Source organism: Variovorax sp. Soil_C_33 (assembly GCF_057656935.1).
In genome coordinates, this window is the sequence record NZ_JBDGJK010000017.1 from 86811 (window position 1) to 106647 (window position 19837).

The 19837-nt window shown below is 65.5% G+C and carries 18 protein-coding genes; 13 read left to right on the plus strand and 5 right to left on the minus strand.

The window, feature by feature from the left end:
• The first annotated feature begins 168 nt into the window (after nt 1-168).
• Nucleotides 169-618 carry an OsmC family protein gene (locus AC3A6B_RS23435; RefSeq protein WP_487839045.1) on the plus strand — a complete coding sequence of 150 codons (450 nt, stop codon included), beginning with the start codon at nt 169-171 and terminating at the stop codon, nt 616-618.
• A gap of 22 nt (nt 619-640) precedes the next feature.
• On the opposite strand, the gene coq7 is transcribed toward AC3A6B_RS23435, so the two are convergent.
• On the minus strand, nt 641-1270 hold the full coding sequence (coq7, locus tag AC3A6B_RS23440; protein WP_487839046.1) for a 2-polyprenyl-3-methyl-6-methoxy-1,4-benzoquinone monooxygenase: 630 nt from the start codon (nt 1268-1270) through the stop codon (nt 641-643).
• A gap of 282 nt (nt 1271-1552) precedes the next feature.
• Between coq7 and AC3A6B_RS23445 the strand changes: the two genes are divergently transcribed.
• The 8 genes from AC3A6B_RS23445 to AC3A6B_RS23480 all read left to right on the plus strand — a co-directional run bounded on the left by AC3A6B_RS23445 (nt 1553) and on the right by AC3A6B_RS23480 (nt 11530).
• Nucleotides 1553-2806, plus strand: a complete 1254-nt coding sequence (locus AC3A6B_RS23445; RefSeq protein ID WP_487839047.1) for a porin — start codon at nt 1553-1555, stop codon at nt 2804-2806.
• A gap of 186 nt (nt 2807-2992) precedes the next feature.
• Complete coding sequence (locus AC3A6B_RS23450) at nt 2993-4573, plus strand: ABC transporter substrate-binding protein (RefSeq protein WP_487839048.1); 1581 nt, start codon at nt 2993-2995, stop codon at nt 4571-4573.
• A 138-nt stretch (nt 4574-4711) separates the two neighbouring features.
• The gene (locus tag AC3A6B_RS23455) at nt 4712-5692 is read left to right on the plus strand and encodes an ABC transporter permease (protein ID WP_214698458.1); all 981 of its coding nucleotides are present in this window, start codon (nt 4712-4714) and stop codon (nt 5690-5692) included.
• Nucleotides 5692-6945, plus strand: coding sequence for a M20 aminoacylase family protein (locus AC3A6B_RS23460; RefSeq protein WP_487839049.1), 1254 nt, complete (start codon nt 5692-5694; stop codon nt 6943-6945). Before AC3A6B_RS23455 ends, AC3A6B_RS23460 begins: the two co-directional genes overlap by 1 nt.
• Before the next feature lie 26 nt (nt 6946-6971).
• Nucleotides 6972-8555 (plus strand): ABC transporter substrate-binding protein, encoded by a 1584-nt coding sequence (locus tag AC3A6B_RS23465; RefSeq protein WP_487839050.1) that lies wholly within the window; start codon nt 6972-6974, stop codon nt 8553-8555.
• 62 nt (nt 8556-8617) lie between these two features.
• The gene (locus tag AC3A6B_RS23470) at nt 8618-9529 is read left to right on the plus strand and encodes an ABC transporter permease (protein ID WP_487839051.1); all 912 of its coding nucleotides are present in this window, start codon (nt 8618-8620) and stop codon (nt 9527-9529) included.
• Between the two features lie 19 nt (nt 9530-9548).
• Nucleotides 9549-10541, plus strand: coding sequence for an ABC transporter ATP-binding protein (locus AC3A6B_RS23475; protein WP_487839052.1), 993 nt, complete (start codon nt 9549-9551; stop codon nt 10539-10541).
• Nucleotides 10538-11530, plus strand: a complete 993-nt coding sequence (locus AC3A6B_RS23480) for an ABC transporter ATP-binding protein (RefSeq protein WP_487839053.1) — start codon at nt 10538-10540, stop codon at nt 11528-11530. Before AC3A6B_RS23475 ends, AC3A6B_RS23480 begins: the two co-directional genes overlap by 4 nt.
• 1 nt (nt 11531) lies before the next feature.
• Here the strand turns inward: AC3A6B_RS23480 and zwf are convergent, their stop codons facing one another.
• Nucleotides 11532-13001, minus strand: a complete 1470-nt coding sequence (gene zwf / locus AC3A6B_RS23485; protein WP_487839054.1) for a glucose-6-phosphate dehydrogenase — start codon at nt 12999-13001, stop codon at nt 11532-11534.
• Between the two features lie 136 nt (nt 13002-13137).
• On the opposite strand from zwf, the gene AC3A6B_RS23490 reads away from it, so the two are divergent.
• Nucleotides 13138-13803: an HAD-IA family hydrolase gene (locus AC3A6B_RS23490; RefSeq protein WP_487839055.1), complete on the plus strand. Its 666-nt coding sequence runs from the start codon at nt 13138-13140 to the stop codon at nt 13801-13803.
• On the opposite strand, the gene AC3A6B_RS23495 is transcribed toward AC3A6B_RS23490, so the two are convergent.
• The gene (locus tag AC3A6B_RS23495; RefSeq protein ID WP_487839056.1) at nt 13749-14420 is read right to left on the minus strand and encodes a lipocalin family protein; all 672 of its coding nucleotides are present in this window, start codon (nt 14418-14420) and stop codon (nt 13749-13751) included. The two genes, AC3A6B_RS23490 and AC3A6B_RS23495, sit on opposite strands and share 55 nt — an antisense overlap.
• A 105-nt stretch (nt 14421-14525) precedes the next feature.
• Here AC3A6B_RS23495 and tal point away from each other — a divergent pair, with 105 nt between their 5' ends.
• From tal to AC3A6B_RS23510, 3 genes are all read left to right on the plus strand, one after another.
• Nucleotides 14526-15479, plus strand: coding sequence for a transaldolase (gene tal, locus AC3A6B_RS23500; protein WP_487839057.1), 954 nt, complete (start codon nt 14526-14528; stop codon nt 15477-15479).
• Nucleotides 15476-17026 carry a glucose-6-phosphate isomerase gene (pgi, locus tag AC3A6B_RS23505; RefSeq protein WP_487839058.1) on the plus strand — a complete coding sequence of 517 codons (1551 nt, stop codon included), beginning with the start codon at nt 15476-15478 and terminating at the stop codon, nt 17024-17026. Before tal ends, pgi begins: the two co-directional genes overlap by 4 nt.
• Nucleotides 17027-17110: 84 nt before the next feature.
• Complete coding sequence (locus tag AC3A6B_RS23510; protein ID WP_487839059.1) at nt 17111-17449, plus strand: DUF805 domain-containing protein; 339 nt, start codon at nt 17111-17113, stop codon at nt 17447-17449.
• A gap of 78 nt (nt 17450-17527) precedes the next feature.
• Here the strand turns inward: AC3A6B_RS23510 and groL are convergent, their stop codons facing one another.
• Both groL and AC3A6B_RS23520 read right to left on the minus strand, forming a co-directional pair.
• Nucleotides 17528-19183, minus strand: coding sequence for a chaperonin GroEL (groL, locus tag AC3A6B_RS23515; protein WP_487839060.1), 1656 nt, complete (start codon nt 19181-19183; stop codon nt 17528-17530).
• 25 nt (nt 19184-19208) lie between these two features.
• Entirely contained in the window at nt 19209-19499 is a 291-nt protein-coding gene (locus AC3A6B_RS23520; RefSeq protein WP_126837604.1) for a co-chaperone GroES, read from the minus strand.
• Nucleotides 19500-19837 lie beyond the last annotated feature (338 nt).

A 19837-nucleotide genomic window follows, 5' to 3' on the forward strand; every position in this document is an offset into this window, starting at 1 on the left:
CACCAATTGGGAGGGTGGAGGAGACAACCGGTGCACATGCGTTCGTGTGCGATGAAATAAAGTATATCGGTTGTTTGTTGCGTTGCAACAAGCGGGTGACGCTTTTCCAACACAAATCTACGTCGGCGTGGTTTTTATCCCGCCGTGACCCTCTGGAGTCTGCAAAAAATGGAATGCACAGTGAGCTGGACCGGCAACTCGGGTGCGCGATCGGCGATGGGTTTCGTCGCCGAGACCGGCAGCGGCCATGTCCTGATGATGGACGGGGCGCCGGATGCGGCCAAGCCGGAGAACGGCGGACAGAACGTCGCGGCCCGGCCGATGGAAACCGTGCTGGCCGGCACCGGCGGCTGCACCGCCTACGACGTGGTGCTGATCCTGAAGCGGGGCCGGCACCAGGTCGAGCGCTGCAGCGTCAAGCTGACCAGCGAGAGGGCGGAAAAAGACCCCAAGGTCTTCACCAAGATCCACATGCACTTCACGGTGGCGGGCAAGGGGATCCCGGCCGCCGCCGTGGAGCGCGCGATCACGCTGAGCCATGAGACCTACTGCTCGGCCAGCATCATGCTAGCCAAGACCGCCGAGATCACGACCAGCTTCGATCTTATCGAAACCTGAGCGCGGGCCGGGCCCTATCCGCTCAGATGCGGTGGGCGACCGTCGTCATCACGCGGGAGGCCAGGCGCATCAAGGCCTTGGTCGGGGCCGGCAGTTCCTGGGCGCCGGCGCTCCAGGCCTGTGCTGCATGGCGCGCTTCGTCCAGCTTCATCTGGTTGATCACGGCCCGCGACGCCGTATCGCCGGCCGGCAGGCGGTCGAGGTGCCCGTCCAGATGCGCCTCCACCTGGCGCTCGGTTTCGGCCACGAAGCCCAGGCTCAGCGGATCGCCGAGCCGGCCGGCAACGAGGCCCAGCCCGAACGCGCCCAGATACCAGAGGGGATTCAGCACCGACGGGTGGGCTCCAAGCTCGTCGAGGCGCTGTCGCGTCCAGGCGAGATGGTCGGTTTCTTCCCGCGCCGCCGCGTCGAAATGCGCCCGCAGCACCGGATCCCGCGCGACGGCAGCCTGCGCTGTATACAAGGCCTGGGCGCACACCTCCCCGACGTGGTTCACCCGCATCAACGCGCCCGCTTCCCGGCGCTCGGCTTCGTCGAGCTCGCCTGCGGGGTCCGCCGGCTGCGGGGCGGCCCGCGTCGCATGCGGCCTGGCGAACAAGGTGCGCAAGGCCGCGTCTGCGACGGCCAGGACGGAGTCGAGCGAAGGATTCATGGGGCGATTGGAACCGATCCGAAATAGAGCTCATGCAGGGCAGGTCTTGTTTCGCATCGTGGTGTGGTGACGACTGCTAAAGCTTTGTTGCACTGCTGCAACGAAACGTCGAGCCCGGCCGTGATTTCGGGCGATTTGTTTTGCCCTGCTGGGGCGGCTCTGGTGCAATAGCGACAACTTCCCAAAAGGAGGTTGGCCCGGGGTCCGGTAGGAGCACAAATGTGCCAGTCACAGTGAGCCCTTCGCACCGGAGCCCTATGTTTAACCTTGGAGAAACTTGCAATGAAAAAATCTCTAGTTGCTCTGGCCGCACTGGCTGTCGCTGGTGTTGCCTCGGCTCAGTCGTCGGTCACGCTGTTCGGTGTGGTTGACGCCTCGGTCAGCGGCTATTCGAACAAGTCGGAATTCGTCCCGACGCTCGCTACTCCTGTCAGCCCCACGTTTACCGATAGCATCAAGGCCAGCCGGACCATCCTGAACAACTCGGCCTACAACTCCAGCCGTCTGGGCTTCCGTGGTACGGAAGACCTCGGTGGTGGCCTGGCTGCCAGCTTCTGGCTCGAAGCCCCGATCAGCAATGACGATGGCCAGACCGGCGTCTCGACCTTCCGTCGTCGTTCGACCGTGAGCCTGTCGGGTGGTTTCGGTGAAATCCGCCTGGGTCGCGACTACACCCCGACCTTCTGGAACGACACCGTGTTCGATCCGTTCGGCACCAACGGCGTGGGTACCAACCTGATCTCGACGGCCAACGACGCGTTCGGCACCTTCAACGGCGCTGCTCCTCCGGTGGTCGCCGGTGTCCCCAACGTTGGCGGCAACAACTACGTTCGCGCCAGCAACACCATCGGCTACTTCCTGCCCCCGAACCTCGGTGGCTTCTACGGCCAGGTGATGTACGGCTTCCACGAGCAGACCAAGTTCGATCCGGGTACCGTCACGCCGACCGCGCTGAACAACTCGCGCACCGGTCGTTACATTGGTGGTCGCATCGGCTACGCCAACGGCCCGCTGGACGTCGCTACCTCGTATGGCAACAGCACGATCGGCGACAACTTCTACGTTGGCACCACCACTTCGGTGAAGACGTGGAACCTCGGCGCTTCGTACGACTTCGGCGTCGTGAAGCTCTTCGGTGAATACTCGCAAGCCAAGAACGAAATCGACGTCGACACCCCGCTGTTCAGCGGCACGATCGGCAACGACATCGATCTGAAGGGCTACCTGCTCGGCGTGACCGTGCCGGTTGGCGCTGGTCTGATCCGCGCGTCGTACTCGCATGTCAAGTACGACTTCAACCAGCCGTTCTCGCTCATCGACGACCCGAAGGCCAACAAGCTCGCCATCGGCTACGTGCACAACCTGTCGAAGCGCACGGCTCTGTACGCAACGGTTGCTCGCATCCGCAACAAGGACGGCGCGAACCTGACCGTCGGCGGCCCGGCGAACGTCGTCACCACGAGCCTGCTGCCGGGTCAAACCTTCCAGCCGAAGACCTCGACCGGTTACGACATCGGTATCCGTCACGCTTTCTGATTTGACGCTGGCGCAAGCCGGCTTTAATGGGAAGTCTTGAAAGCCACCCGACGCAAGTCGGGTGGCTTTTTTCTTTGCTCGGGCTTTCTCGAACAGGGATATCCCTTGGGTCGGAGTTCTCCTGTGTCCGAAGCTGGCCCGGGTGTTGCATAGTCCGCGTTTTGACTTTGTGACGGATGGTTAATCATGGATTCCAAGCGCGTACTGATTCCTGTCGCCCTCGCGGCCTTTGTGCTGGCGGCGCCCGCACTGCATGCAAAGACCTTCAAGTGGACGAGCGCGAGCGACATCCCGACGCTCGACATCCATTCTCAGAACAACGCACTGGGCAATGGGGTCCATGCCGCCATCTACGACTCGCTGGTCTACTACAACAGCAAGACATTCAAACCTGAGCCCCAGCTCGCGTCCAGCTGGAAGCTCGTGACGCCGACCCAGATGCGCTTCACCTTGCGCAGCGGCGTCAAATTCAGCGACGGCTCGGCGCTGACGGCCGAAGACGTGGTTTATTCGCTGACCCGCGCGATGACCAAGACCTCCAACTACGCGGTCTACACCCAGGGCATCGACAAGGTGGTCAAGGTCGATGCGAGTACGGTCGACGTCCTGCTCAAGGGCCCCAATCCCGTGCTGCTGAATCAGCTGACGGAGCTTCGCATCATGAGCAAGGCCTGGGCGGAGAAGAACAAGTCGCTCGAGCCGAAGGACATCAAGACGCCTGAGGAAAGCTACGCCCATCGCAACGCCATGGGCACCGGCCCGTACATGGTCAAGGAATGGCAGCCGGACCAGCGCCTGGTTCTTGTGCAGAACCCCAACTACTGGGGCAAGAACGATACGAACGTGACAGAGGTGATCTACAGCCCGATCAAGTCCGAGGCCACGCGTGTCGCGGCGCTGCTTTCGGGCGAGATCGACTTCGTGCTGGATCCGAGCCCGCAGGATCTGGGGCGCCTGCGCCAGAGCGGCAACCTGAAGGTCATCGATGGCGTCGAAAACCGCACCATCTTCTTCGGCATGGACCAGTTCCGCGACGAGTTGCCCGGCTCCAACGTGAAGGGCAAGAATCCACTGAAAGACCAGCGCGTGCGCAAAGCGCTTTACCAGGCTATCGACAGCGGCAGCCTCAATCGCGTGACGATGCGGGGTCTGAGCCAGCCTACGGGTGGGCTGGTGGCGCCGCAGGTCAACGGCTGGACCGAAGGCGTGCACAAGCGCCATCCCTACGATGTAGAGGCCGCCAAGAAGCTGCTGGCGGATGCCGGGTACCCCAACGGCTTCGAGGTCGATTTCGCCTGCCCCAACAACCGCTACATCAACGACGAGGAAATCTGCCAGGCCGTGACCGCGATGTGGGCGCGCGTGGGCGTCAAGGCGAAGCTCCGCACGCTGCCGCTGGTGACCTATTTCCCGATGATCCAGCGTTACGAAGCCAGCATCTACATGTTGGGCTGGGGCGTGCCCACCTTCGATGCGCTCTACAGCCTGCAGTCGCTCACGCGCACTGTGGGCAGCGGGGGTGACGGCAACTACAACGTCGGCCGCTACAGCAATCCGAAGATGGACCAGATCATCGATCGCGTGAAGACGGAAACCGATCTCCCGGTGCGCGACCGCCTGCTGACCGAGGCGCTGCAGTTGCAGAACGACGACGTCTCCCACATTCCGCTGCACAACCAGATCATTCCCTGGGCCATGAAGAAGAACATCGATGTGGTCCACCGCGCTGACAATCGACTCGACTGGCGCGTCATCAAGGTGAACTGACGCGCTGCGAAAGCGTTTTGCTGCAGGCGCCTCGTCGCGCCTCTTTTTGGCTCGGCTTCGAGCAAGGCGCAACCCGGGGAACCACCTCTTGGGCACATACCTTGCTCTGCTAGCATCGTTGAACACATGCTTTGCTGAATGATTGCTTTCGTACTGCGCCGCCTGATCCAGGCCGTGATCGTCATGATCACGGTCGCCTTCATCGCCTTTCTTCTTTTCCAGTACGTGGGCGACCCCGTGGTGTTCCTGCTCGGCCAGGACGCGACGCCTGAACAGATCCGCGAACTGCGCGTCGGCCTCGGGCTCGACAAGCCCTTCTTCGTGCAGTTCTGGCATTTCCTCGTCAATGCTGCGCAAGGTGAATTCGGGCTGAGCCTGCGGCAGGGCAGCAAGGTCTCGCGGCTGATCGGCGAGCGCTTCCCGGCTACGCTCGAGCTGGCGTTGGCTGCGGCCTTCCTTGCCCTGCTGATCGGTATCCCGATGGGGGTCTACACGGCGCTGCGCCGCGGCACCTTCATGAGCCAGGTGTTCATGACGATCTCCTTGCTCGGCGTCTCGCTGCCCACCTTCCTGATCGGCATCCTGCTGATCCTCGTCTTTGCGGTGCTGCTTGGCTGGTTCCCGAGCTTCGGGCGCGGAGAAACGGTGCAGATCGGCTGGTGGAGCACCGGCCTTCTGCGAGTCGACGGCTGGCACCACATCGTGCTGCCGGCGGTCACGCTCGCCATTTTCCAGCTCACGCTGATCATGCGGCTGGTGCGCGCCGAAATGCTCGAGGTGCTGCGCACCGACTACATCAAGTTCGCGCGTGCCCGCGGCCTGTCGGACCGGGTCATCCATTTCGGCCACGCGCTCAAGAACACGCTGGTGCCGGTGATGACCATCACGGGCCTCCAGCTGGGCGGCCTGATCGCCTTCGCGATCATCACCGAGTCCGTTTTCCAGTGGCCCGGCATGGGCTTGCTGTTCATCCAGGCCGTGACCTTTGCCGACATTCCCGTGATGGCCGCCTACCTGTGCCTGATCGCGCTGATCTTCGTTGTCATCAACCTGGTGGTCGATCTGCTCTATTTCGTGGTCGATCCGCGCCTGCGCATCGGCCGCGCGGGAGGCCACTGATGAGCGAAGCACGTCTGCAGGCGAACGGCAGGGCGTTCGCGCACATCGCGCGCTTCTATCCGGAGATCACCGCCTTCCGGCGCGACCTGCATGCGCATCCCGAACTGGGTTTCGAGGAGGTCTACACGGCCGGCCGCGTCCAGGAGGCGCTTCGGGCCTGCGGCGTCGACGAGATCCACCCCGGCATCGGCAAGACCGGCGTGGTCGGCGTGATTCGCGGCCGGTCCACTGCCAGCCGCCGCATGATCGGCCTTCGGGCCGACATGGATGCCTTGCCCATGCGCGAGGAAAACGACTTCGCCTGGGCGTCGGCCAAGCAGGGCCTGATGCATGGCTGCGGGCACGACGGCCACACGGCCATGCTGGTCGGGGCCGCGCGCTACCTCGCCGAGACCCGCGACTTCGACGGCACCGCAGTCCTGATCTTCCAGCCGGGCGAAGAAGGCTTTGCCGGCGCGCGCGCGATGATCGAAGACGGCCTGTTCGACCGTTTCCCCGTGCAGTCGGTGTATGCGATGCACAACTGGCCCGGCCTGCCGGCCGGCACGGTTGGCATCAACCGCGGCGCGATGATGGCGGCCGCTGATCGCATCACGATCGAAATTGCCGGCAAGGGCGGCCACGGCGCGCATGCCTATCTCACGGTCGATCCGGTGCTGGTCTCCGCGCACATCATCACCGCGGTGCAGAGCATCGTGTCGCGCAACGTGCGCCCGATCGACGCGGCAGTGATCAGCATCTGCGCGGTCCAGGCCGGCGACCTCGGCGCCATGAGCGTGGTGCCGGGCAAGGCGATCCTGGTGGGCACCGTGCGGACCTTCAGCGCCAGGGTGCAGGCGCAGGTCGAGCAAAGGCTCGTGGAGCTCTGCGCGGCCGTCGCTTCCGGCTTCGGCGCCACGGCGCAGGTGAAGTTCGAGCGCATCTATCCCGCCACCATCAACACGGCGCCCGAGGCGATGTTCGCCGGCGACGTCGCGCAGTCGCTGGTGGGCGCGCACAACGTCGAGCGCAACATGGAGCCCAGCATGGGCGCCGAAGATTTCTCCTTCATGCTGCAGAAGAAGGCGGGCGCCTACATGCGCATCGGGCAGGACGCCCGGGGCGGTGCTTTCCTGCACAACAGCAAATACGATTTCAACGACGAGATCCTGCCGCTCGGTGCCGCGTTGCATGCCGGCCTGATCGAGCAGGGCATGCCACTGGCCGCTGCCGGCAAACCCACCAAGAACAAAGTCGCCTCGACGGCGTCATGACCCTTTCAACCCGAGGAGTGCTTCTCATGAATCCGAAGAAACAACTGGCCGCAGCGGCCGTCCTGTCCGTGCTGAGCGCCCTGAGCCTGGTGGCCGGCGCACAGACCATCCGGATCGCGAACCAGGGCGACGCGCTCTCGCTCGATCCGCATTCGCTCAACGAATCGTTGCAGCTCTCGGTGACTTCCAACGTCTACGAGACCCTGGTCGGACGCAACAAGGACCTGAGCCTGGCGCCCTTGCTGGCCACCTCCTGGAAGCAGAGCTCGCCGACAGTCTGGCGCTTCGAGCTGCGCAAGGGCGTGCAGTTCCATGACGGCACGCCGTTCACCCCCGACGACGTGGTGTTCAGCTTTCGCCGCGCCGCGGGCGAAGGCTCCGACATGAAGGCCCACGTGAGCGAGATCAAGGAGGTCCGCAAAGTAGGCGATTCAGCCATCGAGATCGAGACCATCGGCGCCTTTCCGATCCTGCCGGACGTGATCACGCAGATCATGATCATGAGCAAGAAGTGGTGCGAGACCAACCAGGCGGTCAACCCGGTCGATCGCCGCAAGGGCATCGAGAACACGGCCTCGTTCAAGGCCAATGGAACGGGCCCGTTCCGCGTGCGCGAGCGCCAGCCGAACGTGCGCAGCGTCTTCGTTCGCAACGCGAGTTACTGGGGCAAGATCGAGGGCAACGCGCAGGAAATCATCTTCACGCCCATCGCCAATCCGGCGACGCGCGTCGCGGCGCTGGTCTCAGGCGAGGTCGACGTGATGGAGCCGGTGCCCGTTCAAGACGTCGCGCGCATCAACAGCAGCCCCAGCGCCCGCGTGATCGCAGGCCCCGAGTTGCGCACCATCTTCCTCGGCATGGACCAGAAGCGCGACGAGCTGCAGTACTCCAGCGTCAAGGGCAAGAACCCGTTCAAGGACAAGCGCGTGCGCCAGGCCTTCTACCAGGCGATCGACATCAACGGCATCCAGCGCACGGTGATGCGCGGCGCGTCGCGCCCCACCGCGCTGATGGTCGGCCCCGGCGTCAACGGCTGGAACGCCGATCAGGACAAGCGCCTGCCCTACGACACCGAGGCAGCCAAGAAGCTCCTTGCCGAGGCCGGCTACCCGAACGGCTTCGAGGTCACGATGAACTGTCCGAACGACCGCTACGTGAACGACGGCCAGATCTGCCAGAGCGTGGCCGCGAGCTTGGCGCGCATCGGCGTCAAGATCAACCTGGCCACCGAAACCAAGGGCACCTACTTCCCTAAGATCCTGCGCCGCGACACCAGCTTCTATCTGCTGGGCTGGACGCCAACCACCTACGACGCCCACAATGCCCTGAGTTCGCTGACGGCCTGCCCCGACGACAAGGGTACCGGACAGTTCAACCTGGGCGCCTACTGCAATCCGAAGCTCGACGAGGTCACGAAGAAGATCCAGTCGGAGACCGACAAGGCCAAGCGCAACGAGCTAATCAAGGAGGCCTTCAAGATCCACGCGGACGACATCGGCCACCTGCCGCTGCATCAGCAGTCGCTCGCCTGGGGCGTGAGCAAGAAGGTCGAGCTCACCCAGCTGGCCGACAACTTCATGTTCTTCAAGTGGATGAGCATCAAGCCATAAGGGCTTGATCGCATGACCCTGCGGACCCGCCCACGATGCGGGTCCGTTCTTTCCGCTCCCCGATGAAAAAAACCTTTGCCCGATGGCTGGACAGTGATGTCGGCCACAGCTTTCGCAACTCGCCGGTCGCGATGCTGGCCGCCGCGATCGCCTTCGTATGCATCTTCTGCTCCGTGTTCGCCGGCTGGGTGTCGCCGCACAATCCCTTCGACCTGGCCGCGCTCGAGCTGGGCGATGCGCGCCTGCCGCCCGCCTGGGAGGCCGAGGGCACACGCAAGTACCTGCTCGGCACCGACGACCAGGGCCGAGACATCCTTTCGGCACTGATCTACGGCGCCCGCATCTCATTGGTCGTCGGCCTCGTGTCGGTGATGCTTTCGGTCATCGTCGGCGTGCTGTTCGGACTTCTTGCGGGCTTCTGGGGCGGCTGGCTCGACGCCTTCCTGATGCGGGTGTGCGACGTGATGCTGTCCTTCCCGCCGATCCTGGTCGCCTTGCTGATCGCCGGCGTCGGCCGTGCCTTGTTTCCGAACGCGCACGACTCGGTGGCCTTCGGCGTCCTGATCATTTCGATCTCGCTCACCGGCTGGGTGCAATACGCGCGCACCGTGCGCGGCTCCACGCTGGTCGAGCGCAACAAGGAGTACGTGCAGGCAGCGCGCGTGACCGGCGTGTCGCCCTGGCGCATCATGGTGCGGCACGTGCTGCCGAACGTGATGGGCCCGGTGCTGGTGCTGGCGACCATCCAGGTGGCCACGGCCATCATCACCGAAGCCACGCTGTCCTTCCTGGGCGTGGGCGTGCCGCCGACCTCGCCCTCGCTGGGCACGCTGATCCGCGTCGGCAACGACTACCTGTTCTCGGGCGAATGGTGGATCACGGTCTTCCCCGGCGCGATGCTGGTTCTCATTGCGCTGAGCGTGAACCTGCTGGGCGACTGGCTGCGCGACGCCCTCAACCCGCGCTTGCGCTGAAGAAGGTGGAGCACCGCATATGAGCCTGCTTCAAGTCAACCATCTGGTCGTCGAATTCCCGCACCGGCGCGGCACGCTGCGCGCGCTAGACGACATCTCCTTCGAAATCGCGCCCGGCGAGATCCTCGGCGTGGTCGGCGAATCCGGCGCCGGCAAGTCGCTCACCGGCGCGGCCATCATCGGCCTGCTCGAGCCGCCGGGGCGCATCGCCAGCGGCGAGATCCGGCTCGAAGGGCAGCGCATCGACAACCTCGACCACGAGGCCATGCGCCACATCCGCGGCCGCAAGATCGGCGCCATCTTCCAGGATCCGCTGACCTCGCTGAACCCGCTCTACACCATCGGGCGGCAGTTGATGGAGACCATCCGCACGCACCTGCCCGTGGGCGAGGACGAAGCGCGCCGGCGCGCCATCGGCCTCTTGCAGGACACCGGCATCCCGGGTGCCGCGCAGCGCATCGACCACTACCCGCACCAGTTCTCCGGCGGCATGCGCCAGCGCGTGGTGATCGCGCTCGCGCTGGCGGCGGAGCCGAAGCTGATCGTCGCCGACGAGCCCACCACCGCGCTGGACGTGTCGATCCAGGCGCAGATCATTCAGCTGCTCAAGAAGGTCTGCAAGGACCGCGGCGCCGCCGTCATGCTGATCACCCACGACATGGGCGTGATCGCCGAGACCTGCGACCGCGTCGCCGTGATGTATGCCGGGCGGATCGCCGAGATCGGCCCGGTGCAGGAGGTGATCCACCAGCCCGCGCACCCGTACACCTCGGGCCTCATGGCCGCCATCCCCGACATGACGATGGACCGCGAACGCCTCAACCAGATCGACGGTGCCATGCCCCGCCTCAATGCCATTCCGCGCGGATGCGCCTACAACCCGCGCTGCCCGCGCGTCTTCGACCGCTGCCTGGAAGAGCGGCCCGACCTGCTCAACGCCGGGGCGACCCGCGCTGCCTGTTGGCTGCACGCTGCGCACAGCGCGGCGCCGATCGACGGGATTGCTGCATGAGCGCACTGGTCCAGGCGAACGATCTCGCCAAGAGTTTCGACGTCTCCCCGCCCTGGCTCAACCGCGTGCTCGAACGCAAGCCGCGGGTGCTGCTCAATGCCGTCGACGGCGTGAGCTTCTCCATCGAGCGCGGCAAGACGCTCGCGCTGGTGGGCGAATCGGGCTGCGGCAAGAGCACCGTCGCGCGCCTGCTGGTGGGCCTGTACGAGCCCACCCGCGGCGGCATGCACTTCGACGGCCAGGACGCGCATGCGGCCTTCAAGACCGCCGAGGGGCGCAAGCTGCGCCGGCGCATCCAGATGATCTTCCAGGACCCCTACGCGAGCCTCAACCCGCGCTGGATCGTCGAAGACATCATCGGCGAGCCGCTGCGCGAGCACGAGATCCTCAAGGAAGGCCCGGCGCTCAAGGCGCGCGTGGGCGAGCTGCTGCAATCGGTCGGCCTGAGCCCGCTGGACATGGTCAAGTACCCGCACCAGTTCTCCGGCGGCCAGCGCCAGCGCATCTCGATCGCGCGGGCGCTGGCCACACAGCCCGAATTCCTGGTGTGCGACGAGCCCACCTCGGCGCTGGACGTGAGCGTGCAGGCCCAGGTGCTCAACATCATGAAGGACCTGCAGCGCGAGCGCGGTCTGACCTACCTCTTCATCTCGCACAACCTGGCGGTGGTGCGCCACGTGGCCGACCAGGTCGGCGTGATGTACCTGGGCCGGCTGGTCGAGGTGGCGGACAAGAGCAAGCTCTTCAGCGAACCGCAGCACCCCTACACGCGCATGCTGCTGGAGGCGATCCCGAAGATGAAGCACGCCGGCGAACGGCGAACGCCGGTGCAGGGCGAGGTGCCGAACCCGCTCAATCCGCCCACCGGCTGCACCTTCCATCCGCGCTGCCCGCATGCCAACGCGCGCTGCAAGGCCGAGCGGCCGCCGCTGCAGATGCTGCGCGGCGTGCAGGTGGCCTGCCACGCGGTGGAAGAGGGACGGATCTGAACTACTGCTCTTCGCTCCAGGCGAAGCCGTCGCGCGCGATCATCGCGCTCGATGCGCTCGGCCCCCAGGTGCCCGCTGCGTAAGGGCGCGGCACGCCGTCCGCGGCCCAGCTGTCGATCAGCGGCTCGACCCAGCGCCACGCCTCTTCCTGCTCGTCGCTGCGCACGAACAGGTTGAGCCGGCCGTCGATCACGTCGAGCAGCAGTCGCTCGTAGGCGCCCACGCGCTCGGCGCCGAAGCGCTTGTCGAAGTCGAGGTCCAACTGCACCGGCGCGAGCTGCGGGCCGGCACGGCGGTTGCCGTTGCGCTGGCGGTTGTCCTGCGCCTGCGCGAGCATGTGCAGCTCCAGGCCGTCCTTGGGCTGGAGGTTGATCACCAGCTTGTTGACCGCGCTGGGCGGCGCGCGAAAGATCGCATGCGGCGTCGGCCTGAAGTTGACTTCGATGCGCGCATCGCGCGAGGCCAGCCGCTTGCCGGTGCGGATGTAGAGCGGCACGCCGGCCCAGCGCCAGTTGGCGATCTCGGTACGCAGCGCCACGAAGGTCTCGGTGCGGCTTTCCGGATCGACGCCCGGCTCGTCCCGGTAGCCCGGCACGCGCTCGCCGTAGGCCGTGCCCGCGGTGTACTGCCCGCGGATCGCGTGCAGGCCGATCGACTCCGCGGTCCACGGCTTCAGCGCGCGCAGCACCTTCAGTTTTTCGTCGCGGATCGCGTCGGCGTGCGCATTGATCGGCGGCTCCATGCCGATCGCGCAGACCAGCTGCAGCGCATGGTTCTGCACCATGTCGCGCAACGCGCCGGTCTGGTCGTAGAAGGCACCGCGCTTCTCGACGCCGAGGTCCTCGGCGATCGTGATCTGGATGTTGGCGATGTGCTCGCGGCGCCAGATCGGCTCGAACAGCGCGTTGCCGAAGCGCATCGCGAACAGGTTCTGCACCGAGGGCTTGCCCAGGTAGTGGTCGATGCGGAACACCTGGTGCTCGTCCAGCACCTTGCAGACCGCCTTGTTGATGGCCCGGTTCGAGGCCAGGTCGTGGCCCAGCGGCTTCTCGAGCACGACGCGCGTCTGTGGGCCGTTGAGGCCGGCCGCGGCGATCTGTTGCACCACCTGCGTGAAGAGCGCCGGCGCCGTGGCGAGGTACATCACGACGGTGCTGGCGTCGCGGGTCTTCAGCAGGTCGGCGAGCTTGGCGTAGTCCTCGGCCTTCGACAGGTCCATGCGCAGGAAGCACAGCATCGAGGCGAACTTCTTGAATTCCTCGGGCGTCGGCCGCTTGGCGCCCTCGACCGCCTCGAAGCGCGACTGGATAAGCTCGCGGTACCCGTCGTCGGAAAGATCGTCGCGCGCCACGCCGATGATGCGGCCGTCTTCGGGCAGGCTGCCGTGCCGGAAGGCCTGGAACAGCGCCGGCATCAGCTTGCGCCATGCAAGGTCGCCGGTACCGCCGAAGAGGACAAGATCGAAACTCATGGATACATCCGTGTTGTCATGAATGAAATGCCGAGCAGGAACGCCGCCTGCGAATGGTAATGGACGGCTCGGGCCCCTACGGCTTCGCGTAAGCTCCGGGTCGGCCCCCGGGGCCCTTTTTCTTGGACTCGACGGTATGAAGAATGTGGTGTTCGATCTCGGCGCGGTATTGCTGAGCTGGGAGCCGGTGTCGCTGGTGCATGCGGAGTTCACGCACCTGGCGCCCACGGCCGAAGCCGCGCACGCGCTCGCGCGCGAGATGTTCCATCATGAGGACTGGCTGGGTTTCGATCGCGGCACGCACAGCCTCGACGATGCCATCGGTCGCATGGCGCTGCGCCTTTCGCTGCCGGTCGACCGGCTCAACGAGGCACTGGCGCCCATGGGCGAGCGCCTGGAGCCGATCGCCGTCACCATCGATCTGCTCGACGGGCTGCGCGCGCGCCGCGATGCGGGTGAGCACCTGCGGCTCTACTACCTCTCGAACATGCCGGTGCCCTATGCGCGCGTGCTCGAAGAGCGCCACGCCTTTTTCCGCTGGTTCGACGGCGGCATCTTTTCGGGCGACGTGCGCATCATCAAGCCGCAGCGCGCGATCTACGAGCTGTTGGCCGCCCGCTACCGACTCGCGGCTGCCGACACGGTCTTCATCGACGATTCGCTGCCCAACGTCCTCGCGGCGCGCGAACTCGGCTGGCAGGCCATCCATTGCGAACGGCCCAGCGCCTTGCCGGCGCAGCTCGCGGCCTACCTGCCGATCAGCTCGACCTTGTCGACGTCGAAGCCCAGCGAGCGCGCGTAGTCGAGCTCGGCGCCGAGCTCGGCATCGTCAAGCCGCGGCGCGCGCGACAGCACCCAGAGGTACTTGCGGTCCGGCGTGCCGACCAGTGCCACCTGGTAGTCGCGATCCAGCTTCAGGATCCAGTAGTCGCCCCAGACCAGGGGCAGCCAGCCGAGCCATTCGGGAGCGAAGCGGACCTCGAGCCGGCCGGCGCCCGGCTGGCCGGCCACCGGTGCCACGCGCGCCACGCCCACCGCTTCGTCGAAGCTGCCGTCTTCGCGAATGCAGCGGTTGCGTACCTCCATCTGACCATCGCCCAGCAGCATGTACTCGGCGGTGGCCGGGCCCGCGCACTGCTTCTGGAAGCGATTGGGCAGCCGAGCTTGTTCGTGCCACAGGCCGGCATAGCGCTGCAGGTCGACCGGCGCCACCACCTGGAGCGGCGCGCGCATCAGCGGCGCGCCATCGGCGGGGCCGGCCAGACGTTCGGTGCGCGTCGCCCTGGCGGTCTGGAGCGCGAGCAGGGTCAGCACGCCGCCCACGCAAAAGGCCGTGGCAAGGGTACCGATCGACGCGCTGTGCGCGCGATCGTCGAACACGTCGGTCGATGGCGGTGCGTGGCGTCTGCGAAAAAGCATGGGATTCCTCCGGCGGGCGATCAGCGAACGCTAGTCGCTGGCCTTGCCGGGGCCCGTCAGCCGAGGACCACACGGACTGTAGTTTTGCGGCTGGATAATGGCTGCATGAACCAACTCGATGCCCTCCGTCAATGGACCACCGTGGTGGCCGATACCGGCGATTTCCGCCAGCTGGCCCAGTTCAAGCCCCAGGACGCCACGACCAACCCCTCGCTCATCCTCAAGGCCGTGCAGAAGGCGGAGTACCGTCCGCTGCTCGACGAAGCGGTGAAGAAGCACGCCGGCCTGGCCGTCGACGAGGTGATCGACCGGCTGCTGGTGCGCTTCGGCACCGAGATCCTCTCGCTCATCCCGGGCCGCGTCTCGACCGAGGTCGATGCGCGCTTGAGCTTCGATACTGCGGCCACCGTCGAACGCGCCGAGCGCATCGTGGCGCTCTACCGGGCCGAGGACGTCGAGGTCGAGAAGCGCGTGCTGATCAAGATCGCCGCCACCTGGGAAGGCATCGAGGCCGCGCGCCGGCTCGAAGCAAAGGGCATCCACACCAACCTGACCTTGCTGTTCTCGTTCGCCCAGGCAGTGGCTTGCGGCGCGGCGGGCGTGAAGCTGATCTCGCCCTTCGTCGGGCGCATCTACGACTGGCACAAGAAAACGGCGGGCGGCAGCTGGGACGAGGCAGCGCGTTCGGGGGCCAACGATCCGGGCGTGCAGTCGGTGCGCCAGATCTTCGACTACTACAAGAAGCACGGCATCGCGACCGAGGTGATGGGTGCGAGCTTCCGCAATGTGGGGCAGATTGCCGCGCTGGCAGGGTGCGATCTGCTGACCATCAGCCCCGAGCTGCTGGCCGAGCTCGCCGCCAGCGAAGCGCCGCTCGCGCATGCGCTCGACGCCGAGGCCGCGAAGGCGCTCGACATTCCGCAGCTCAGGCTCGACGAGCCGGCCTTCCGCTTCGCCCTCAACGAAGACGCCATGGCCACCGAGAAGCTTGCCGAGGGCATTCGCGCCTTCGCGGCCGATGCGGTGAAGCTGGAGAAACTGATGGAGGAGGCCGCATGACGATGAAGACGCGTTGCGATCGCACCGCGGCCTGGGGCCGGCTGCAGGCGCACTACGATGCTGCCGGCCGCGGCTTCGACCTGCGGCAGGCCTTTGCCGCCGACCCGCAGCGTTTCGACGCGTTCAGCCAGTCGGCGCCCCATCTTTTTGCCGACTTGTCGAAGAACCTGATCGACGCGAAGACCGAAGAACTGCTGCTGGCGCTCGCACAGGAAGCCGGGCTGGAAGCGCACCGGGATGCGATGTTCGCCGGCGAGCACATCAATGCGACCGAAGACCGCGCGGTGCTTCACGCGCTGCTGAGAAGTCCGGCCTCCGCACCGGTGTCCGCGCGGGTCGCCGGCGCGCTGGCCGATGTCCATGCCACGCTGGCCGCGATGCTGGCCTTTGCCGAAGAAGTGCGCGCCGACCACACGATCACCGACGTGGTCAACATCGGCATCGGCGGCTCCGATCTCGGTCCGCAGATGGCGGTGCGCGCCCTCGACCAGTTCGTGGCGCCGGGCAAGCGCTTCCATTTCGTCTCCAACGTCGACGGCCACGAACTCGCGCGCGTGCTGCGCGACCTGGCGCCCGAGCACACGCTGTTCCTCGTCGCCTCGAAAACTTTCACCACGGCCGAGACCATGGCCAATGCGCAGTCGGCCAAGCGCTGGTTCGAGCAGTCGGGCAGCGTTGACATCGCGCGCCATTTCGCTGCGCTCACCACCAATGTCGAGGCCGCGCGCGCCTTCGGGATCGAGACGACCTTCGGCTTCTGGGACTGGGTGGGCGGGCGCTATTCGCTGTGGTCGGCCATCGGGCTGCCGATCGCGTTGGCGATCGGCGCCGACGGCTTCCGCCGCCTCCTCGCCGGCGCCCACGCGATGGACGAGCACTTCCGCACTGCCCCGCTGGCGCAGAACCTGCCGGTGCGCCTCGGCCTGCTCGATGTCTGGTACCGCAACTTCCATCGCTTCGCCAGCCGCGGCATCGCGCCGTACCACAGCGCGCTGCAACGGCTGCCGGCCTACCTGCAGCAGCTCGAAATGGAGAGCAACGGCAAGCGTGTCGATGCCGGCGGTCAGGCGCTGCCCTTCGGCACTTCGCCGGTGCTGTGGGGCGAGCCCGGCACCAATGGGCAGCACGCCTATTTCCAGATGCTGCACCAGGGCACGGACGTGATCCCGCTGGAATTGATCGCCGTGCGCGATGCGGCACATGAGCTCGAAGGCCACCATCCCAAGCTGCTCGCCAACGCGCTCGCGCAGGCGCAGGCGCTCATGGTCGGGCAGCGCGACGAGGGCGGGCACCGCAATTTCCCGGGCAACCGGCCGAGCAGCTTCTTCGTCTTCGAGCGGCTCACGCCCGAGTCGCTCGGCGCCTTCCTCGCGCTCTACGAGCACCGGGTGTTTACCAGCGGCGCGCTCTGGGGCATCAACAGCTTCGACCAATGGGGCGTCGAGCTCGGCAAGGTGCTGGCGCGGGACATCGAACCGCGCCTGGCCTCGGGCGACACGCAGGGTCTGGACGCTTCCACGGCCGGCCTGCTCGCCCGCCTGCGCTAGCGAAGAAGGTCACCAAAGCCGGCGAATGGCCCTTTATGATGGCCGCGGGAGTTTTCCCGGGGAACTATCGAGAGGAGTTGTTCGATGAATTTTCAACAAGCCATTCAGACCTGCTTCAGCAAGTACGTCGACTTTTCGGGGCGCGGATCACGCTCCGAGTACTGGTGGTTCGTGCTCGCCTACGTCATCGTGGCGGTCGTGGCGGGCTTCATTCACGAGATCGTCTATCTCGTGGTGATCCTCGCCTTCCTGCTGCCGCTGCTGTCGGCCGGCGCGCGCCGCCTGCACGACATCGGCAAGAGCGGCTGGTGGCTGCTGATCGGCCTGATTCCGCTGGTGGGCCTTGTGCTGCTGTACTTCATGGTCCAGCCCAGCCAGTCCGAGAACAACGAGTACGGAGCGCCACCGCTCGCCGCTGCCTGAGCCTGGCTTCGCAAACGTAAAAAAAACCCCGCGGCGCAAGCCGCGGGGTTTTTTATTTGGCCGGAGGCCGGGCAGGCATTACATGCCCATGCCGCCCATGCCACCCATGCCGCCCATGTCGGGCATGCCGCCGCCGCCGGCGCCGGACTCGTCCTTCGGTGCGTCGGCGACCATCGCTTCGGTCGTCAGCAGCAGCGAAGCGACCGATGCGGCGTTCTGCAGAGCGGTGCGGGTCACCTTAGTCGGGTCCAGGATGCCCAGCTCGAGCATGTCGCCGTAGGTGTCGTTCTGGGCATTGAAGCCGTAGTTGCCCTTGCCGGCCAGCACGGCGTTCACCACCACGCTGGCTTCGCCGCCGGCGTTGTTGACGATCTCGCGCAGCGGCGCTTCGACGGCCTTCAGCACCAGCTTGATGCCGGCGTCCTGGTCGGCGTTGTCGCCCTTGAGCTTGTCGCCCACGGCTTGCTTGGCGCGCAGCAGCGCCACGCCGCCGCCGGCCACCACGCCTTCTTCCACTGCAGCGCGGGTGGCGTGCAGGGCGTCTTCGACGCGGGCCTTCTTTTCCTTCATTTCGACTTCGGTCGCAGCGCCGACCTTGATCACGGCCACGCCGCCGGCCAGCTTGGCCACGCGCTCTTGCAGCTTCTCGCGGTCGTAGTCGGACGTGGCTTCCTCGATCTGCACGCGCACTTGCTTCACGCGGGCTTCGATGTCGCCCGCGGCGCCGGCGCCGTCGATGATGATGGTGTTTTCCTTGCCCACTTCGATGCGTTTGGCCTGGCCCAGGTCGGCCAGCGTCACCTTCTCGAGCGTCAGGCCTACTTCTTCAGCGATGACCTTGCCGCCCGTCAGGATGGCGATGTCTTCCAGCATGGCCTTGCGGCGGTCGCCGAAGCCCGGTGCCTTGACGGCCACGACCTTCAGGATGCCGCGGATGGTGTTGACCACCAGCGTCGCCAGGGCTTCGCCCTCGACTTCTTCGGCAATGATCAGCAGGGGGCGGCCGGCCTTGGCGACTTGCTCCAGCGTGGGCAGCAGGTCGCGGATGTTGCTGATCTTCTTGTCGAACAGCAGCACGAAGGGGTTTTCCAGCAACGCCGATTGCTTCTCGGGGTTGTTGATGAAGTAGGGCGACAGGTAGCCACGGTCGAACTGCATGCCTTCGACGACGTCGAGTTCGCTGTCAAGCGACTTGCCGTCTTCGACGGTGATCACGCCTTCCTTGCCGACCTTGTCCATCGCGTCGGCGATGAGCTTGCCGATGGTGTCGTCGCTGTTGGCCGAGATCGAGCCGACTTGCGCGATTTCCTTCGAGGTGGTGGTGGCCTTGGAAGCCTTCTTCAGCTCTTCGACCAGGGCGGTGACCGCCTTGTCGATGCCGCGCTTGAGGTCCATCGGGTTGATGCCGGCGGCCACGTACTTGAAGCCTTCACGAACGATGGCCTGGGCCAGCACGGTCGCGGTGGTGGTGCCGTCGCCGGCGTTGTCCGAAGTCTTGGAAGCCACTTCCTTCACGAGCTGGGCGCCCATGTTCTGGAGCTTGTCCTTGAGTTCGATTTCCTTGGCCACGGACACGCCGTCCTTGGTCACGGTCGGGGCGCCGAAGGAGCGCTCGAGCACCACGTTGCGGCCCTTGGGGCCCAGGGTTACTTTGACGGCGTTGGCCAGGATGTTGACACCCTCGACCATGCGTGCGCGGGCTTCACCGCCGAAGACTACGTCTTTTGCTGCCATTTTGATTACTCCAGATTCGGTTGAATTACTTCTCGACGACCGCGAACAGGTCGTCTTCCTTCATGACCAGCAGTTCGTCGCCATCGACCTTGACGGTCTGGCCGCTGTACTTGCCGAACAGGACGCGGTCGCCGATCTTGACGCTCATCGCGCCGAGTTCGCCCTTGTCGTTCTTCTTGCCAGGGCCGACGGCCAGCACTTCGCCCTGATCGGGCTTCTCGGCGGCGTTATCGGGGATCACGATGCCCGAGGCGGTCTTGGTTTCGCTTTCAATGCGCTTGACGATCACGCGATCGTGCAAAGGACGAAGTTTCATTGCATCTCCTGGATAGAAACGGGGTTTGGTTCGGGCGCTTGCATGATGCCGGCAGCCCAGCCACTGGAAGCGGGTGTTGTTAGCACTCCTCTTCAGCGAGTGCTAATCATAAGGGCATTTGGCGGGGTTTCAAGGGCCTCGCTACGCCCGGGGCGGCCAGACCGCTCGGCTGGCTGCCTGCTGTCAAGAGAGATGAGTGGGCGCAATGTTCGCGCCATCAGCGCCGCAGAACGTCACAGTCCTGAGACTCGACCGGTCGCCCTACTGCCGAGGCTCTATTCCGTGTTGGTGCTGCTCAACGTAGATTTATTGGTCAGGACAGGTGGGCGCTCAAGGGG

Bases quoted from the DNA above. Each gene is read 5' to 3' on its own strand.
- AC3A6B_RS23435 (WP_487839045.1), top strand. From the start codon at position 169: ATGGAATGCACAGTGAGCTGGACCGGCAACTCGGGTGCGCGATCGGCG.
- coq7 (WP_487839046.1), bottom strand. From the start codon at position 1,270: ATGAATCCTTCGCTCGACTCCGTCCTGGCCGTCGCAGACGCGGCCTTG.
- AC3A6B_RS23445 (WP_487839047.1), top strand. From the start codon at position 1,553: ATGAAAAAATCTCTAGTTGCTCTGGCCGCACTGGCTGTCGCTGGTGTT.
- AC3A6B_RS23450 (WP_487839048.1), top strand. From the start codon at position 2,993: ATGGATTCCAAGCGCGTACTGATTCCTGTCGCCCTCGCGGCCTTTGTG.
- AC3A6B_RS23455 (WP_214698458.1), top strand. From the start codon at position 4,712: ATGATTGCTTTCGTACTGCGCCGCCTGATCCAGGCCGTGATCGTCATG.
- AC3A6B_RS23460 (WP_487839049.1), top strand. From the start codon at position 5,692: ATGAGCGAAGCACGTCTGCAGGCGAACGGCAGGGCGTTCGCGCACATC.
- AC3A6B_RS23465 (WP_487839050.1), top strand. From the start codon at position 6,972: ATGAATCCGAAGAAACAACTGGCCGCAGCGGCCGTCCTGTCCGTGCTG.
- AC3A6B_RS23470 (WP_487839051.1), top strand. From the start codon at position 8,618: ATGAAAAAAACCTTTGCCCGATGGCTGGACAGTGATGTCGGCCACAGC.
- AC3A6B_RS23475 (WP_487839052.1), top strand. From the start codon at position 9,549: ATGAGCCTGCTTCAAGTCAACCATCTGGTCGTCGAATTCCCGCACCGG.
- AC3A6B_RS23480 (WP_487839053.1), top strand. From the start codon at position 10,538: ATGAGCGCACTGGTCCAGGCGAACGATCTCGCCAAGAGTTTCGACGTC.
- zwf (WP_487839054.1), bottom strand. From the start codon at position 13,001: ATGAGTTTCGATCTTGTCCTCTTCGGCGGTACCGGCGACCTTGCATGG.
- AC3A6B_RS23490 (WP_487839055.1), top strand. From the start codon at position 13,138: ATGAAGAATGTGGTGTTCGATCTCGGCGCGGTATTGCTGAGCTGGGAG.
- AC3A6B_RS23495 (WP_487839056.1), bottom strand. From the start codon at position 14,420: ATGCTTTTTCGCAGACGCCACGCACCGCCATCGACCGACGTGTTCGAC.
- tal (WP_487839057.1), top strand. From the start codon at position 14,526: ATGAACCAACTCGATGCCCTCCGTCAATGGACCACCGTGGTGGCCGAT.
- pgi (WP_487839058.1), top strand. From the start codon at position 15,476: ATGACGATGAAGACGCGTTGCGATCGCACCGCGGCCTGGGGCCGGCTG.
- AC3A6B_RS23510 (WP_487839059.1), top strand. From the start codon at position 17,111: ATGAATTTTCAACAAGCCATTCAGACCTGCTTCAGCAAGTACGTCGAC.
- groL (WP_487839060.1), bottom strand. From the start codon at position 19,183: ATGGCAGCAAAAGACGTAGTCTTCGGCGGTGAAGCCCGCGCACGCATG.
- AC3A6B_RS23520 (WP_126837604.1), bottom strand. From the start codon at position 19,499: ATGAAACTTCGTCCTTTGCACGATCGCGTGATCGTCAAGCGCATTGAA.